The sequence below is a fragment of the Klebsiella sp. K4 genome (genome assembly GCF_014596785.2).
In the GTDB taxonomy this organism is placed as follows: domain Bacteria; phylum Pseudomonadota; class Gammaproteobacteria; order Enterobacterales; family Enterobacteriaceae; genus Klebsiella; species Klebsiella pneumoniae.
In genome coordinates this window covers 1,946,084-1,960,285 of the sequence record NZ_CP115021.1, presented here as the reverse complement: position 1 = coordinate 1,960,285, position 14,202 = coordinate 1,946,084, and the positions used below count along the sequence as shown (strand labels likewise).

Sequence of the window (14,202 nt, the reverse complement as noted above, 5' to 3'; positions counted from 1 at the left end):
CAGGCGACGAGGTCGCAGCTTTAGCTGATGTCACAACTGAATGAAAAAAGGCGGCTATTATACTGGAAATTCTGTCGTTCGATAAGTCCGACGCACGATGTACGCTGCTTTGCTGCGCGCTTAACGTCCACACTCACATAAATTAACAAAATTTGTTACTCTTTTGCTGAAGCCGCAAAGGTATTGTAGCCGCCTGACAACAGATGAAGATACGGGGATACCATGTTAGAACTCAATGCAAAAAACACGGCGCTGGTGGTAATCGATCTGCAGGAAGGCATTCTGCCTTTCGCCGGCGGCCCGCATCGGGCTGACGAGGTGGTGGCGCGCGCCGCTCGCCTGGCAGACAAGTGCCGGCAACAGGGTTCGCCGGTCATCATGGTCCGCGTGGGCTGGTCGGCCGATTTCGCCGAAGCGCTGAAACAGCCTGTCGACGCTCAGGCCGGGGCGCATACGCTGCCCGAAAACTGGTGGACCTACCCGGCCACGCTGGGTAAGCAGGAGAGCGATATCGAAGTGACCAAACGCCAGTGGGGCGCGTTCTATGGCACCGACCTTGAGCTTCAGCTGCGCCGCCGCGGGATCGACACCATTATTCTCTGCGGCATCTCCACCAACATCGGCGTCGAATCCACCGCCCGCAATGCCTGGGAGCTGGGTTTTAACCTGGTCATCGCCGAAGATGCCTGCAGCGCCGCCTCCGCCGAGCAGCATCAGGGCAGTATGACGCATATTTTCCCGCGCATCGGCCGGGTGCGCAGTACCGAGGAGATCCTCACGGCGCTATGATTTATATTGGGCTTCCCCAGTGGTCGCACCCGAAATGGGTGCGCCTTGGCATCACCAGCCTTGAAGAGTACGCCCGCCACTTTAACTGCGTGGAGGGCAACACCACCCTGTATGCGCTACCGAAGCCGGAGATTGTCGCCCGCTGGTATGAACAGACTCACGATGACTTCCGCTTCTGCTTCAAATTTCCGGCCACCATCTCGCACCAGGCCGCCCTGCGCCATTGCGACGAGTTAAGCAGTGAATTTTTTGCCCGCCTGGCGCCGCTGGCCTCGCGCATCGGCCAGTACTGGCTGCAGCTGCCGGCGACGTTCGGTCCTCGCGATCTCCCCGCGCTATGGCATTTTCTCGACGGACTGCCGAAGGATTTCACCTACGGCGTCGAAGTTCGTCATCCCGAGTTTTTCGCCAAAGGGGAAGCGGAACAGCAGCTCAACCGCGGGCTGCACGAGCGTAACGTCAACCGCGTGATCCTCGACAGCCGCCCTGTCCATAGCGCTGCGGCCACCAGTCCGGCGATGTTCGATGCCCAACAAAAGAAACCGAAGGTGCCGGTACATGCGGTGATGACCGCCCGGCAGCCAATGGTGCGGTTTATCGGCGGTGACGATATGGCCCATAACCGGGAACTGTTTCGCGTCTGGCTTCAGACCCTGGCGAAGTGGCATCAGTCGGGGACCCCGTGGTTGTTCCTGCATACCCCGGACATTGCTTTCGCCCCGGCGCTGGTGGATACCCTGTGGGGTGACCTGCGCGCTGCCCTGCCGGCGGCAGGAAATGCGCCGTCGATTCCGCAGCAATCTTCTCTTTTCTGATATCCTGCTATCATATCCGGAGCCATCTGCCAGAGTTAAAGGGAGTTTTCGTATGGTCAGCGCGCTGTATGCCGTTTTAGGTGCGTTATTGTTAGTGAAGTTCTCATTTGACGTGGTGCGTCTGCGCACCCAATACCATGTAGGCTACGGTGACGGCGGCTTTAGCGAGCTGCAGGTTGCCATCCGCGTTCACGGCAATGCCGTCGAATATGTGCCGATTGGCCTCATTTTGCTGTTATTTATGGAGATGAACGGCGCTCAGACCTGGATGGTGCACGTTTGCGGGATTTTATTGATTGTCGGGCGACTGATGCACTCCTGGGGCTTTCATCACCGCGTCTACTACTGGCGCCGCTCCGGCATGAGCGCCACCTGGTGCGCGTTGTTGCTAATGGTGCTGGCCAATCTTTGGTATATGCCCTGGGAGTTGGTTTTCTCCCTCCGTTAGCGCACAATACGCCGTTTTCGTTTTTTCGGGTTTAACGTTATGTCTCACCGCGATACGCTTTTTTCCGCGCCGATTGCCAGCCTCGGCGACTGGACCTTTGATGAACGGGTTGCTGAAGTCTTCCCCGATATGATCCAGCGTTCTGTGCCCGGCTACTCCAATATCATCTCGATGATCGGCATGCTGGCCGAGCGCTTCGTTCAGCCCAACACTCAGGTTTACGATCTTGGCTGTTCGCTGGGCGCCGCCACCCTCTCCGTGCGCCGCAATATTAGCCATCCGGGCTGTCGCATTATCGCCATCGATAACTCTCCCGCGATGGTGGAGCGCTGCCGTCGCCATATTGACGCTTATAAAGCGCCGACGCCGGTCGAAGTGATTGAAGGGGATATCCGCGACGTGACCATTGAAAACGCCTCGCTGGTGATCCTGAACTTTACTATTCAGTTCCTTGAGCCGGGCGATCGCCAGGCGATCCTCAATAAAGTCTATCAGGGGCTGAATCGGGGCGGCGCGCTGGTGCTCTCGGAAAAATTCAGCTTCGAAGACGCCCACGTTGGCGAACTGTTGTTCAATATGCATCATGACTTTAAGCGCGCCAACGGCTACAGCGAACTGGAGATCAGCCAGAAACGCAGCATGCTGGAAAATGTGATGCTGACGGACTCTGTCGAAACCCATAAAGCCCGCCTGCGTCAGGCTGGGTTTGAACATGCCGAACTGTGGTTCCAGTGCTTTAACTTTGGCTCGCTGGTGGCCGTGAAAGCCGGGGAGCAGGCATGATCGACTTCAGTAACTTCTATCAGCTGATCGCCAAAAGCCCGCTGTCTCACTGGCTGGAGACGCTGCCTGCCCAGGTAGCCGCCTGGCAGCGCGATGCCCTGCACGGCAAGTTTCGTGAATGGGAGCGCGCCGTAGAATTTCTGCCGGAGCTAACGCCCTGGCGTCTGGATCTTCTGCACAGCGTCACCGCCGAGAGCGAAACGCCGCTCAGCGAAGGCCATCAGCGGCGGATCGAAAATCTGCTTAAAAACCTGATGCCGTGGCGCAAAGGCCCTTATTCGCTGTACGGCATCAATATCGATACCGAATGGCGATCCGACTGGAAATGGGAGCGCGTTCTGCCGCACCTGTCCGATCTCACTGGCCGGACTATCCTCGACGTGGGCTGCGGCAGCGGCTATCACATGTGGCGGATGATCGGCGCCGGCGCACATCTGGCGGTCGGTATCGATCCCACCCAGCTGTTCCTGTGCCAGTTTGAAGCGGTGCGTAAGCTGCTCGGTAACGACCAGCGGGCGCATTTGCTGCCGCTGGGCATCGAGCAGCTGCCGGCGCTGGAGGCCTTCGACACCGTGTTCTCGATGGGCGTACTCTACCACCGCCGCTCGCCGCTGGACCATCTGTGGCAGCTGAAAGATCAGCTGGCGCCAGGGGGCGAACTGGTGCTGGAGACGCTGGTGGTTGAAGGAGATGAAAATACGGTGCTGGTTCCGGGCGACCGCTATGCGCAAATGCGCAACGTCTATTTTATCCCCTCGGCGGCGGCCCTGAAAATGTGGCTGGAGAAGTGCGGGTTTATTGACGTGCGCATCGTCGACGCCTGCGTCACCTCGACAGAGGAGCAGCGACGCACCGAATGGATGACGACCGAATCGCTGGCCGATTTCCTCGACCCACAGGATCAGCGCAAAACGGTGGAAGGCTATCCGGCGCCATTACGAGCTGTGATCATTGCCACCAAACCGGAAACCCAGCAGTCGCTGGCGAAAAAAGCGAGATAAAAAAAGGCCCCTGTTTAATGGGCAGGGGCCTGGTACGGGCAATCATCATATTGGGCGACATGATGTGCAGCAAAAAACCGTTTAACTTCTCCAGGCGGAGATAACCCTTTTCATCTCCGCCACCGCTGCGCCATTCACGGCGTAGCGTCTGTATTCATCGGCATCGGGATCGGCTGACATCGAAACGCCCGGATGACGAAAGCGCATTTCCGACGGCAACCAGTGGCCAGCCGAGCTATGGACCTCTTTCACCCCCGCCTGCAGAAACAGCGGCAGGTTCGCGGCGCGGACTCCCGCACCGGCCATAATGATTGGAGTATCCCCTGCGGCAATAAGTTCCGTAATTAATGAAATACCTTTCTCCGCCGAGGATTGCTGACCGGAAGTCAGGATACGTTTGACCCCCAGCGTCCCCAGCGTTTTCCAGGCCTGACGCGGGTCGGCGCACAGATCGAACGCCCGATGAAAGGTCACCGCCAGCGGCCCCGCCGCGGCCATTATTTTTTTCATCCGCGGGATATCGACCTGGCCATCAGCATCCAGCACGCCGGTCACCAGCCCGGGAAAGCCCAGATCCCGCACCATGCGAATATCGTTAAGCATCGCGGCGAACTCTTCCTCGGTGTAGCAGAAATCGCCGCCGCGCGGGCGAACGATCGGATGCACCGGGAGAGTAATCGCCTCGCGGGCCGAGACCAGCACCCCATAAGAGGGGGTTAATCCCCCTTCCTGCGGCGCGGCGCAGAGCTCAATACGATCGGCGCCGCAGCGCTCAGCCTCCCGGGCGCACGCCATGCTGTAGCAACACACTTCCAGTACCGCCATTCCTCTCTCCCTGATCCAGACAACCTTTGCAGCATGTCACAATTTCACGCGGCAGACGCCGCGCGGCTTCACACTGTTACGTATCGGCTTGCTCGCTGGCGACGATTTGTTCAATAGACCACGGATGAAATTTGACTGTCACGCTGCCGTCGGTCACCGCCAGGGTAGGATTCGGCAGGCGCTCATGCTCCCCTTTCGGCGAGCTGGTTTTGACCACGATCCCCGGCTGGCTGAGTCCGTCATCGGCCAGCAGCGCCAGCGCGCGGGCATTTAAGGTTGCCGGATCGCCGGGCAGGACGATTTCGATATGCTCCCAGCCTTCATGGGGATAACGCTTTTCACCCGGCCACGGCAGCTCAACGATATGGAAGCGCCAGTGCGCCACGCAGACCGGCTCCGCCAGTTTGAACAGGCAAATGGGCCGGCCGTTGATCATATTCTCCGACAGCAGGGTGCCGCACTGCTCCAGACCGCGGCGCCAGCGTTCCGCAGTGGTATTCTGATGACAGCGCAGGGAGATATGGTCGGCGTCGAGCCCGGCGATCTCCAGTCCCAGTCGCGCAGTGAAGCGCTGAAGCGCATCGGAAAATCGCGGGAGATCCGCCGTAATATCGGCCAGTTGTTCATTTTGCTGCCAGTTTGCCATGGGTTTGCTCGTCAATAATGCTCGTCAGTAATGAAAAGGTAATTTACCGTGTTTCGGCCTGCGGACCAACCGCCGCCCCGCTGATGGGCAACTGACCGGCGATGGATTGCGCACGCCGGCGCGCCGCGCGCAATGCTGACGGACGGGGACAAATGCAGTATACTCCCGCCCTAATTTGTCCACATTATGGCGCCGCCTCCCTCGGGGGCAGGCGCATTACACGTAAGGTATTCCGGTGAATATTCAGGCTCTTCTCTCAGAAAAAGTCAGCCAGGCCCTGATCGCGGCAGGCGCGCCTGCCGATTGCGAACCCCAGGTCCGCCAGTCAGCAAAAGTTCAGTTCGGCGACTATCAGGCCAACGGCGTGATGGCTGTCGCCAAAAAGCTGGGTATGGCGCCGCGACAACTTGCAGAGCAGGTACTGTCTCATCTTGACCTCAACGGCATTGCCAACAAGGTTGAAATCGCCGGGCCGGGCTTTATCAATATTTTCCTCGACCCCGCGTTTCTGGCGGACAACGTCAACCGCGCGCTGCAGTCTGAGCGCCTGGGCGTCACGAAACCGCAGGCGCAGACTATCGTCGTCGACTACTCGGCACCCAACGTAGCGAAAGAGATGCACGTCGGCCATCTGCGTTCGACCATCATTGGCGATGCTTCAGTCCGTACCCTGGAGTTCCTGGGTCATAAGGTGATCCGCGCCAACCACGTCGGCGACTGGGGCACCCAGTTCGGGATGCTGATCGCGTATCTGGAAAAACAGCAGCAGGAAAACGCCGGCGAAATGGCCCTGGCCGACCTCGAAGGTTTCTATCGCGAAGCGAAAAAGCACTATGACGAAGACGAAGCCTTCGCCGAGCGCGCGCGCAGCTACGTGGTTAAGCTGCAGGGCGGTGATGAGTACTTCCTGCAGATGTGGCGTAAGCTGGTCGACATCACCATGTCGCAAAACCAGATCACCTACGATCGCCTGAACGTCACCCTGACCCGCGATGACGTGATGGGTGAGAGCCTGTACAACCCGATGCTGCCGGGGATCGTCGCCGATCTGAAAGCCAAAGGGCTGGCGGTTGAGAGCGAAGGCGCTACCGTGGTCTTCCTTGATGAGTACAAAAACAAGGAAGGCGAACCGATGGGCGTCATCATCCAGAAAAAGGATGGCGGCTACCTCTATACCACCACCGATATTGCCTGTGCGAAGTATCGCTATGAAACGCTGCACGCCGACCGCGTGCTCTACTACATCGACTCTCGTCAGCACCAGCACCTGATGCAGGCGTGGACCATCGTGCGCAAGGCAGGCTACGTGCCGGACTCCGTGCCGCTGGAGCACCATATGTTCGGTATGATGCTGGGGAAAGACGGCAAGCCGTTTAAAACCCGCGCCGGCGGTACCGTGAAGCTGGCGGATCTGCTGGACGAAGCGCTGGAGCGCGCCCGTCGCCTGGTGGCCGAGAAGAACCCGGATATGTCGGCTGACGAGCTGGAAAATCTGGCGAAAGTGGTGGGTATCGGCGCGGTTAAATATGCCGACCTGTCGAAAAACCGCACCACCGACTACGTCTTCGACTGGGATAATATGCTGGCGTTCGAAGGCAACACCGCGCCGTATATGCAGTATGCCTATACCCGCGTGCTCTCCGTGTTCCGCAAAGCCGGCATCGACGAAAACGCGATGATCGACGCGCCGGTGGTCATCGCCGAAGATCGCGAAGCTCAGCTGGCCGCGCGCCTGCTGCAGTTTGAAGAGACCCTCTCCGTGGTCGCTCGCGAAGGGACGCCGCACGTGATGTGCGCCTACCTCTACGATCTGGCGGGCCTGTTCTCCGGATTCTACGAGCACTGCCCGATCCTCAGCGCGGAAAGCGAAGAGACCCGCAACAGCCGTCTGAAGCTGGCGCTGCTCACGGCGAAAACCCTCAAGCTGGGTCTCGATACCCTCGGTATCGAAACCGTCGAGCGTATGTAACAAGCAACCCGGCGAAAGCCGGGTTAGTTTTATTCGGCGCCTCGCCAGCGGGGCGCCCTGCTCAGAAGTACTTGCGTAGATACTCCGTCAGACAAAGGATCGCCATCGCCTGACCGTAGGGCATCGAGGTAAGCGGGATCTGGCGATAAAAGTCGAGGTCTGACCCCATCCCGGTGCCAAATGAGGTCTGCAGCAGCTCCCCCTGCGGCGAAATATTCTGCACAATTCCGCGAATCGCTTTTTCAGCCACCCCGGCGTAGTGCTGCCCGACGTAACGCTTGCGCACCGCTTTGAGAATCCCGTAGGCAAAGCCGGCGGTCGCCGAGGCCTCAAGATAAGAGTGCGGGTCGTCCAGCAAGGTATGCCACAGGCCGCTGTCGTCCTGGCATTTTGCCAAGGCGGCAATCTGTGCGTCGAGGACTGTAATCAGATAGCGCCGTACCGCGTTCCCCTCGGGGAGATCCACCAGTTCCAGAAAATCCGGGATCACCATGGTGAGCCAGCTGTTGCCCCGCGCCCAACGCGCCCGGGCAAAGTTATGCCGCCCCTCATAGTTCCAGCCGTGAAACCACAGCCCGGTCTCCCGGTCCATCAGGTTCTGCACATGGAGTAGGAACTGGTAGGTTGCCTCCTCCACATACTGGGGGCGGTTAAGCAGCTTGCCAATTTTGGCTAACGGCAACACGGTCATCATCAGCGTGTCATCCCACATTTGCTGATGGTTCTCCTCCGCCAGAGTCATGTGCTGCATACCGCCCTGCTCGGTGCGCGGCATCTCGTGCATCGCCCACTCCGCCCAGCTCTCCAGCCACGGCAGATACGCCATACGGCCGGTCTCTTCAAAGCGGTAAGCCAGGGTCAGAAACGGGGCCATAGTATTGACGTTTTTGGTCGTTGCCCCCTCGGCGAAGCGGTCGGCAAACCAGCGATCGATGATATCACGCATCTCGATATCGCCGGTTTGCTGGTAATACTGATAGATGCCGTACAGCCCAACGCCGTGGGTCCACTCCCAGCCGGCCCAGCCTTTGGTATCGATCACGCGCCCGTCATCCAGGCGTAGTAAAAATTGCCCGCTCTCATCCTTAATATTCACCAGGTTTTGCGTCACGTTGCGGATCAGCGCCTGCAGTTCGCTGCGGGCGATAAAACGCTCAGGCTGACGCAGTAATGGGCTATGTTTGACCGGCCAAACTTTCATGTTGTTAACCTCGGGTATATGTCGAATTCAAAGCGCCGCCCTTAATGAGCGCCGGGGCAGCAGGTTTATGACGATTCAGATAGCCAATATTGTTATTGCCCCACAGACAGTCGTAAGGCATCCCCGCCAGCAGCTCGACCACCGCACGGTGTTCCGCACTGGTCTGTTCCGACTGAGCGTAGCCGAGCTCGCGCATTCTGAGGGTCTCGCTGCGCAGGACGCTGTGGGTGTGCAGGTTGAGCTTGAAGCGCAGCGAGACGAGGAAGCCGCAGGCTAACACCACCAGAGTGCCGACGCTGAGGATCAGCAGAATGGTATGGCTGACCCCTTCAGGCTGTATTTTTTGCCCGGAAACAAACCCCGACAACTGCATAATGATCCCCACCAGCATCACCGCCCCCGCCTGCGAGGCTTTGCGGGTCAGGGTCATGATGCCGGCAAAAATCCCCTCCCGGCGCTGGCCGGTGATCGCTTCGTCGACGTCGGCAATATAGGTGTAAGTATTCCACGGTACGTAATTTATCCCGCCGCGTCCCAGTCCGGCGACAGCAGAGATGAGCAGCAATAAGGAATAGACGTCGCTCAGTCCGGCGTAATAGAGCAGCGCGTAGGAGAGTGAGCTCAGGCCAAACAGGACCACCACCATGCGGTACGACGGCGCGGGGCCAAAACGAATGCACAGCGGGATCATGGCGATTACTGCAATAAACTGGAAGATGGCCATCGTCCCCAGCAGGTTCGAGGCGACGGCGGCTTCCTGCATCAGAACAAAGACTACGTAATAGGTAAACACGGCATTGAAGACGTCCTGGGCGATATAGCCCCCCAGATACATGCCGAGGTGCTGGCGGAAAATTTTTATCCGCAGCGTAGAACTCAGCTCAATCACCAGGCGATTGAGGCTCTGAGCAAGGGTTAAGTTTTGTTTTTCCGCTTCCGCCCGCAGGGCCGCTTCCGACCACGCCTCCCGGGGTCGTTCCCAGGTGAAACACCAGACCAGAGTCAGCATCACCGCGCACAGCACCGAGAACACCAGACTGGCATAGAAGAACGAGCTGGCATTATCTTTGCCGAGCCAGGAGAGAAGGATCCCCGGCAGGAAGGAGGCTAAAATCGCCGACATCTGCGCCATCGAAATGCGCGCGCCGGAGAATTTGGTTTTCTGTTTAAAGTCATCGGTCATCTCCGGCACCAGCGTCTCATAGGGCACCAGAATCATGGTATAGACCATATCAAACAGCAGATAGGTCGCCAGGTAGTACCAGAAGCCCATCTCGCCGACCCACATCGCTGAATAGCTGAATACGCAGGGGATGCCGAGCAGAATAAAGAATTTTCTGCGGCCGAAGCGCTTACCAAGCCAGGTGGTGCCAAAGTTATCGGTGAGAAAGCCCATCAGCGGGCTTACCACCGCGTCCAGCACGCGGGCGGCAGCAAAAATAAGCGTGGCCTCAATCGGGGTCAGTCCGCAAAAGGTCGTGTAAAAGTAGAGCAGCCATGCGGCGGTTAACGCCGTCGTGCCGGCGCCGAGAAAATCGCCCGCGCCGTAGGCCAGATAGTTAGCCAGTCCAATTTTTCGTGTTTTCATCGCCGTGATCCTGTGTCTTTTTTTAAAAGAACGCCGACAATCGTTCCGGATTTGCCACCGGAAGGGAGTGGGTACCTGGCTACACTAAAAGCTGTGAAAGGAGGTTACCTTTGTACTTTTGCCACGGAACAGTCGCCGGTGGCAAAATGACAAAGAGATGACGTCGCCACTTCACTCATTTATAAAACGGCATTTCTTTTTAATCAAAAGACAGGTTCACTGATGTGATCTGGCTGGAAGGTCGCCGACTAACGAACAGGCTCGCAAATCACGGGATCGGCCCTTGCGCAGTCGGGGAAACAGGAGTAAAGAATGGAAGAAAGGGTTATTCCGCGTATCTCAAGGAGGCCAGATGCCTTATACCCATCTGCTGGTTGCCGTCGCGCCAACGCCGGAGAGTCAGGTGTTAATTAAAAAAGCGGTGTCAATAGCCCGCCCCGTTAACGCGAAAGTGAGCTTAATCACCCTCGCTACGGATCCGGAGCTGTATAACCAGTTCGCCGCACCGATGATGGAAAATCTGCGCGAAGTGATGCAGGAAGAGACGCGGGAGTTTCTCAATGAGCTGGCTCGCCACGCGGACTACCCAATAGAAAGAATGACCATCGCCTGCGGCGAGCTAGGCCATCATATTAAGGACTTCTGCCGCTCGCACCGTGTTGATCTGGTGATCTGCGGCAATCACAACCATTCCCTCTTCTCACGCGCCACCTGCTCGGCGAAAAGTATCGTCGGCAGCTGCGGCGTTGATGTCCTGTTGGTTTCCCTTGAAAAGGGCTAACGCCGGTTAGCCCTTTTCCTGAACTAGGCCAGTTTAGGGAAGGTGGCTATCTTCCCCCGCAGACGGCTCTCCTCGCTGCGCGGTGAAATATGCTGCAGATCCTCGACAAAGCGCGCCTGCCAGTTATGAATATCATTTTCTCTGATCACGTCCAGCATCGCTGAATGACGGGCGATACGTTCCGCCAGCGGCATGCTGAGCGCGCGATCCAGCGCGGCGGCAACCTCGTCGCGATCGTAAGGATTGACGATCAGGGCGCTGGTCAGCTCCTGCGCCGCCCCGGCAAACTGCGACAGGACCAGTACGCCAGGGTTATCCGGATCCTGCGCCGCGACGTACTCCTTCGCCACCAGGTTCATACCATCGCGTAGCGGCGTCACCAGCCCGACGTCAGAGTAGCGGAAGACCTTCATCAGCAGCTTACGATCAAAATGCTGGTTCAGATAGTAGAGCGGTGTCCAGCCAAGCTGACCAAACTGTCCGTTGATGCGTCCGGCTGCGGTTTCCAGCTGGTGGCGGATATCCTGATAGGCCTGCACATCGCCGCGGGAGGTCGGTGCGATCTGGGTATAACGGATTTTGCCGTGGTGCTGAGGGTACTTCTCGAGCAGCGTCTCGTAGGCGAGGAATCGCTCCGGCAACCCTTTCGAATAGTCAAGACGCTCCACGGAGAAGATATTCTTCACATTTTTCAGCTCGTTCTTCAGCTGGGCCAGCTTCGGCGGCAGCGGACCTTTAGCGTTGCGCGTAATTTCGTCCGGATCGATCCCTATCGGATAAACCTCGGTACTGAACGCCTTACCCCATGCCTGATAGCGTTTATCGCCGAGGTCGGATAGGCGAGTCTGCATAGCAATGCTGTCGAGAAAAGCGGTTCTGTCGCTTTCGGTCTGGAAGCCCAGCAGATCGTAATCGCACAGTTGCTCCAGCAGCTCAGCGTGCGGCGGCAGAGCGTTAAAAATCTCCGGCGTCGGGAACGGAATATGTAAGAAAAACCCGATGCGATTGTTCACCCCGCGCTTGCGCAGCTCGCTGGCGAAGGGCAGAAGATGGTAATCATGGATCCACAGCGTATCGTCTGGCTCAATCAGCGGCAGAAGCTTGTCCGCCAGCATGGCGTTAACTCGCAGATATCCCTCCCAGGCTTCGCGCTGAAAGCTGACCAGATCAAGGCGATAGTGGAAAGCCGGCCACAGCACGGCGTTAGAGAACTGGTTGTAGTATTCATCATGGTCCCGTTCATTAAGGTTGAACGACGCCCATGAAATATTCCCGCGGGAGACCTGCTTGAGCGGCTGCTGGTCATCGCCAATCTCGCCGCTCCAGCCAAACCACAGACCCCCCGCCGCTCTCAGTGCCCCCAGGATGCCGACGGCCAGACCGCCAGCGCTCGATTTTTTATCGTCCGGTAAGGCGATACGGTTAGAGACTACGACTAAACGACTCATGGTCATCCCTCCTTTCGGTTTGCGCGTCATACGCCAGATGTTGCAACCACGTCCTTACAGCGGCGGCATCCGCCAACCGCCAATGCGCCTGAGTTTCCCCGGCGCCAACTTTTACCGACATTCCCTGCAGTTGATTAACGACGCTGAATCCCGCCTCGTCGGTCAAATCATCGCCGACAAAAACCGGTTCGCGGCCGGCGAATGGCGCCTCCTGCATGAACGCGGTAATCGCCTCCCCTTTGTTGACGCCGCGGGGTTTAATCTCCACCACGCACTTGCCAAGCTGTAACGCCAGCAGCGGATAGCGCTGAACAATCCGCTGCGCCAGCTCCAGCACGGCGCTCTGCTGCTGCGGGGCCTGGCGATAGTGGAGCGCGAAAGCCATCTCTTTACTCTCCAGCTCACATCCCGGGAGCGCTTCCAGCGCCGACGTCAGCTCAGCCGCGATCTCATCGCGCAGCGCTGTCGGCAGAGAGACGATGTAGGTTTTACCATTGATATCACGGCGCTCGGCCCCGTGAACGCCGGCCAGCGGTAGCCGCCAGGGATGGGTTAGCGCGTCAAGTTCAGCCATTGAGCGCCCTGAAATCAATGCCACCGCGCCCCCCTGCTGCTGGGCCAGCGCATTGAGCGCCTGCAGCGTGCTGTCGGGTATCACCACCTGATCGGGGTGCGGTTGGATATCGGCAAGAGTACCGTCGAGGTCAAAGAAAAAAGCGTAGTTTCCGGTTAGCGCAGGCGGTACAGATATCTGGTTATCCACCCTGTTTCCTCCTTATCATGGCCAGCCGAAGCTGGTTGTTAATTATATGTGAGCCATGTAAGTATAGACAGTGTGACCAACCTCGCCATTTTTGATAGTTACCGCCAGCGAAACGGGCGCTGGCGGCAATTACTCTGTAAACTAAAAAGTTCGGTTTAAATTCAGGCCGCACGTTTGGCTTTTTGTTTGTAGCGGTCGAAGATCACCGCCGCCAGCAGGATCACCCCGCGCACGACGTATTGTGAGAATGGCGAGATATTCAGCAGGTTCATCGCATTTTCCACGGTTCCGAGGATCAGGATCCCGGCCACCACGTAGGAGATCTTGCCGATCCCGCCCTTCAGCGACACCCCGCCCAGCACGCAGGCCGAAATAACAATCAGCTCATAGCCAATCGAGGTCATCGGCTGGCCGCTGGTCATGCGCGACGCCAGAATGATACCCGCTGCGGCCGATACCAGACCGGAGAGCACAAAGATAATAATCTTGGTGCGCACCACCGGGACGCCGGCCAGGCGCGCCGCCTCTTCATTGCCGCCAATAGCCAGCGTATTACGGCCAAAGGTGGTTTTGTTTAGTAATAATCCGAAAACCACCAGGCAGGCGACGGTCAGCCAGATCGGCGCCGGCAAACCAAACCAGTTGGCATAGCCGAGGGTGAAGAAACGTTCATCTTCGATCCCCACCGCTTTGCCGTCGGAGATAATATAGGCCAGGCCGCGGACCATCTGCATGGTGGCCAGCGTGGTGATCAGCGCGTTGATCTTAAGGCGCGCAATGACAAAGCCGTTAACCAGACCACTAAGCGCCCCCAGCAACAGGCCTGCGGCGATCCCCAGCCACAGGCATTCGCTGAGATTAATCACCACCGCGGTGGTGACCCCGGCGCAGGCGATAACCGACGCCACCGACAGGTCAAAATCGCCGGAGGCCAGGCAAAACAGCATGCCGCAGGCCACCATCCCGGACATCGAGATCGCCAGCCCCAGCCCTTTCATATTGACGAATGAAGCAAAGTTGGGCACAAAAATCACACAGCCGATAAACAGCACCGCAAACACCACCAGCATGCCAAACTGATCCCAGATGCGGGCAAAGCTAAAGGTTGAGCGGGTAGCCCCGGACGTAGTCACTGATGACATCAT

General features: G+C 58.0%; 14 protein-coding genes. 7 read left to right on the top strand and 7 right to left on the bottom strand.

The features are described 5' to 3' along the window. Positions 1 to 222 precede the first annotated feature (222 nt). From IB144_RS09695 to cmoB, 5 genes are read left to right on the top strand one after another with little or no spacing between them, the layout of a single operon-like run. On the top strand, positions 223 to 789 hold the full coding sequence (locus tag IB144_RS09695; protein WP_004145564.1) for a hydrolase: 567 nt from the start codon (positions 223 to 225) through the stop codon (positions 787 to 789). Beyond that, positions 786 to 1,604, top strand: coding sequence for a DUF72 domain-containing protein (locus tag IB144_RS09690; protein WP_065888603.1), 819 nt, complete (start codon positions 786 to 788; stop codon positions 1,602 to 1,604). The genes IB144_RS09695 and IB144_RS09690 overlap by 4 nt, the downstream gene beginning before the upstream one ends. A 52-nt stretch (positions 1,605 to 1,656) precedes the next feature. Further along, positions 1,657 to 2,052, top strand: a complete 396-nt coding sequence (locus tag IB144_RS09685; protein ID WP_002911484.1) for an MAPEG family protein — start codon at positions 1,657 to 1,659, stop codon at positions 2,050 to 2,052. Between the two features lie 39 nt (positions 2,053 to 2,091). After that, the gene (cmoA, locus tag IB144_RS09680) at positions 2,092 to 2,835 is read left to right on the top strand and encodes a carboxy-S-adenosyl-L-methionine synthase CmoA (protein ID WP_004184666.1); all 744 of its coding nucleotides are present in this window, start codon (positions 2,092 to 2,094) and stop codon (positions 2,833 to 2,835) included. Continuing rightward, positions 2,832 to 3,836, top strand: a complete 1,005-nt coding sequence (gene cmoB, locus IB144_RS09675) for a tRNA 5-methoxyuridine(34)/uridine 5-oxyacetic acid(34) synthase CmoB (protein ID WP_004151451.1) — start codon at positions 2,832 to 2,834, stop codon at positions 3,834 to 3,836. The genes cmoA and cmoB overlap by 4 nt, the downstream gene beginning before the upstream one ends. 81 nt (positions 3,837 to 3,917) lie before the next feature. On the opposite strand, the gene cutC is transcribed toward cmoB, so the two are convergent. Beyond that, positions 3,918 to 4,661, bottom strand: coding sequence for a copper homeostasis protein CutC (cutC, locus tag IB144_RS09670; protein WP_065888604.1), 744 nt, complete (start codon positions 4,659 to 4,661; stop codon positions 3,918 to 3,920). A gap of 76 nt (positions 4,662 to 4,737) precedes the next feature. Further along, a complete protein-coding gene (locus IB144_RS09665) occupies positions 4,738 to 5,307 on the bottom strand; it encodes a VOC family protein (RefSeq protein ID WP_002911491.1) in 570 nt (189 codons plus the stop codon). A gap of 235 nt (positions 5,308 to 5,542) precedes the next feature. Here IB144_RS09665 and argS point away from each other — a divergent pair, with 235 nt between their 5' ends. After that, positions 5,543 to 7,276 carry an arginine--tRNA ligase gene (argS, locus tag IB144_RS09660; RefSeq protein WP_004151452.1) on the top strand — a complete coding sequence of 578 codons (1,734 nt, stop codon included), beginning with the start codon at positions 5,543 to 5,545 and terminating at the stop codon, positions 7,274 to 7,276. Positions 7,277 to 7,337: 61 nt separating this feature from the next. Here argS and IB144_RS09655 read toward each other — a convergent pair whose 3' ends face one another. Together IB144_RS09655 and IB144_RS09650 are read right to left on the bottom strand one after the other, a co-directional pair. Then, positions 7,338 to 8,477, bottom strand: a complete 1,140-nt coding sequence (locus IB144_RS09655; RefSeq protein ID WP_004184668.1) for a glycoside hydrolase family 105 protein — start codon at positions 8,475 to 8,477, stop codon at positions 7,338 to 7,340. Between the two features lie 4 nt (positions 8,478 to 8,481). Further along, a complete protein-coding gene (locus tag IB144_RS09650; protein WP_002911499.1) occupies positions 8,482 to 10,065 on the bottom strand; it encodes an MFS transporter in 1,584 nt (527 codons plus the stop codon). Between the two features lie 352 nt (positions 10,066 to 10,417). Here IB144_RS09650 and uspC point away from each other — a divergent pair, with 352 nt between their 5' ends. Then, positions 10,418 to 10,846, top strand: coding sequence for a universal stress protein UspC (gene uspC, locus IB144_RS09645; protein ID WP_002911500.1), 429 nt, complete (start codon positions 10,418 to 10,420; stop codon positions 10,844 to 10,846). 23 nt (positions 10,847 to 10,869) lie between these two features. On the opposite strand, the gene otsA is transcribed toward uspC, so the two are convergent. The 3 genes from otsA to araH all read right to left on the bottom strand — a co-directional run bounded on the left by otsA (position 10,870) and on the right by araH (position 14,199). Beyond that, positions 10,870 to 12,294: an alpha,alpha-trehalose-phosphate synthase gene (gene otsA / locus IB144_RS09640; protein WP_004175414.1), complete on the bottom strand. Its 1,425-nt coding sequence runs from the start codon at positions 12,292 to 12,294 to the stop codon at positions 10,870 to 10,872. Then, positions 12,269 to 13,057 carry a trehalose-phosphatase gene (gene otsB, locus IB144_RS09635; protein WP_002911505.1) on the bottom strand — a complete coding sequence of 263 codons (789 nt, stop codon included), beginning with the start codon at positions 13,055 to 13,057 and terminating at the stop codon, positions 12,269 to 12,271. Before otsB ends, otsA begins: the two co-directional genes overlap by 26 nt. A gap of 161 nt (positions 13,058 to 13,218) precedes the next feature. After that, complete coding sequence (gene araH, locus IB144_RS09630; protein WP_065888605.1) at positions 13,219 to 14,199, bottom strand: L-arabinose ABC transporter permease AraH; 981 nt, start codon at positions 14,197 to 14,199, stop codon at positions 13,219 to 13,221. Positions 14,200 to 14,202 lie beyond the last annotated feature (3 nt).

What these genes read in the sequence shown, in the direction of transcription:
- IB144_RS09695 (WP_004145564.1), top strand. Translation starts at nt 223, where the DNA reads ATGTTAGAACTCAATGCAAAAAACACGGCGCTGGTGGTAATCGATCTG.
- IB144_RS09690 (WP_065888603.1), top strand. Translation starts at nt 786, where the DNA reads ATGATTTATATTGGGCTTCCCCAGTGGTCGCACCCGAAATGGGTGCGC.
- IB144_RS09685 (WP_002911484.1), top strand. Translation starts at nt 1,657, where the DNA reads ATGGTCAGCGCGCTGTATGCCGTTTTAGGTGCGTTATTGTTAGTGAAG.
- cmoA (WP_004184666.1), top strand. Translation starts at nt 2,092, where the DNA reads ATGTCTCACCGCGATACGCTTTTTTCCGCGCCGATTGCCAGCCTCGGC.
- cmoB (WP_004151451.1), top strand. Translation starts at nt 2,832, where the DNA reads ATGATCGACTTCAGTAACTTCTATCAGCTGATCGCCAAAAGCCCGCTG.
- cutC (WP_065888604.1), bottom strand. Translation starts at nt 4,661, where the DNA reads ATGGCGGTACTGGAAGTGTGTTGCTACAGCATGGCGTGCGCCCGGGAG.
- IB144_RS09665 (WP_002911491.1), bottom strand. Translation starts at nt 5,307, where the DNA reads ATGGCAAACTGGCAGCAAAATGAACAACTGGCCGATATTACGGCGGAT.
- IB144_RS09655 (WP_004184668.1), bottom strand. Translation starts at nt 8,477, where the DNA reads ATGAAAGTTTGGCCGGTCAAACATAGCCCATTACTGCGTCAGCCTGAG.
- IB144_RS09650 (WP_002911499.1), bottom strand. Translation starts at nt 10,065, where the DNA reads ATGAAAACACGAAAAATTGGACTGGCTAACTATCTGGCCTACGGCGCG.
- uspC (WP_002911500.1), top strand. Translation starts at nt 10,418, where the DNA reads ATGCCTTATACCCATCTGCTGGTTGCCGTCGCGCCAACGCCGGAGAGT.
- otsA (WP_004175414.1), bottom strand. Translation starts at nt 12,294, where the DNA reads ATGAGTCGTTTAGTCGTAGTCTCTAACCGTATCGCCTTACCGGACGAT.
- araH (WP_065888605.1), bottom strand. Translation starts at nt 14,199, where the DNA reads ATGTCATCAGTGACTACGTCCGGGGCTACCCGCTCAACCTTTAGCTTT.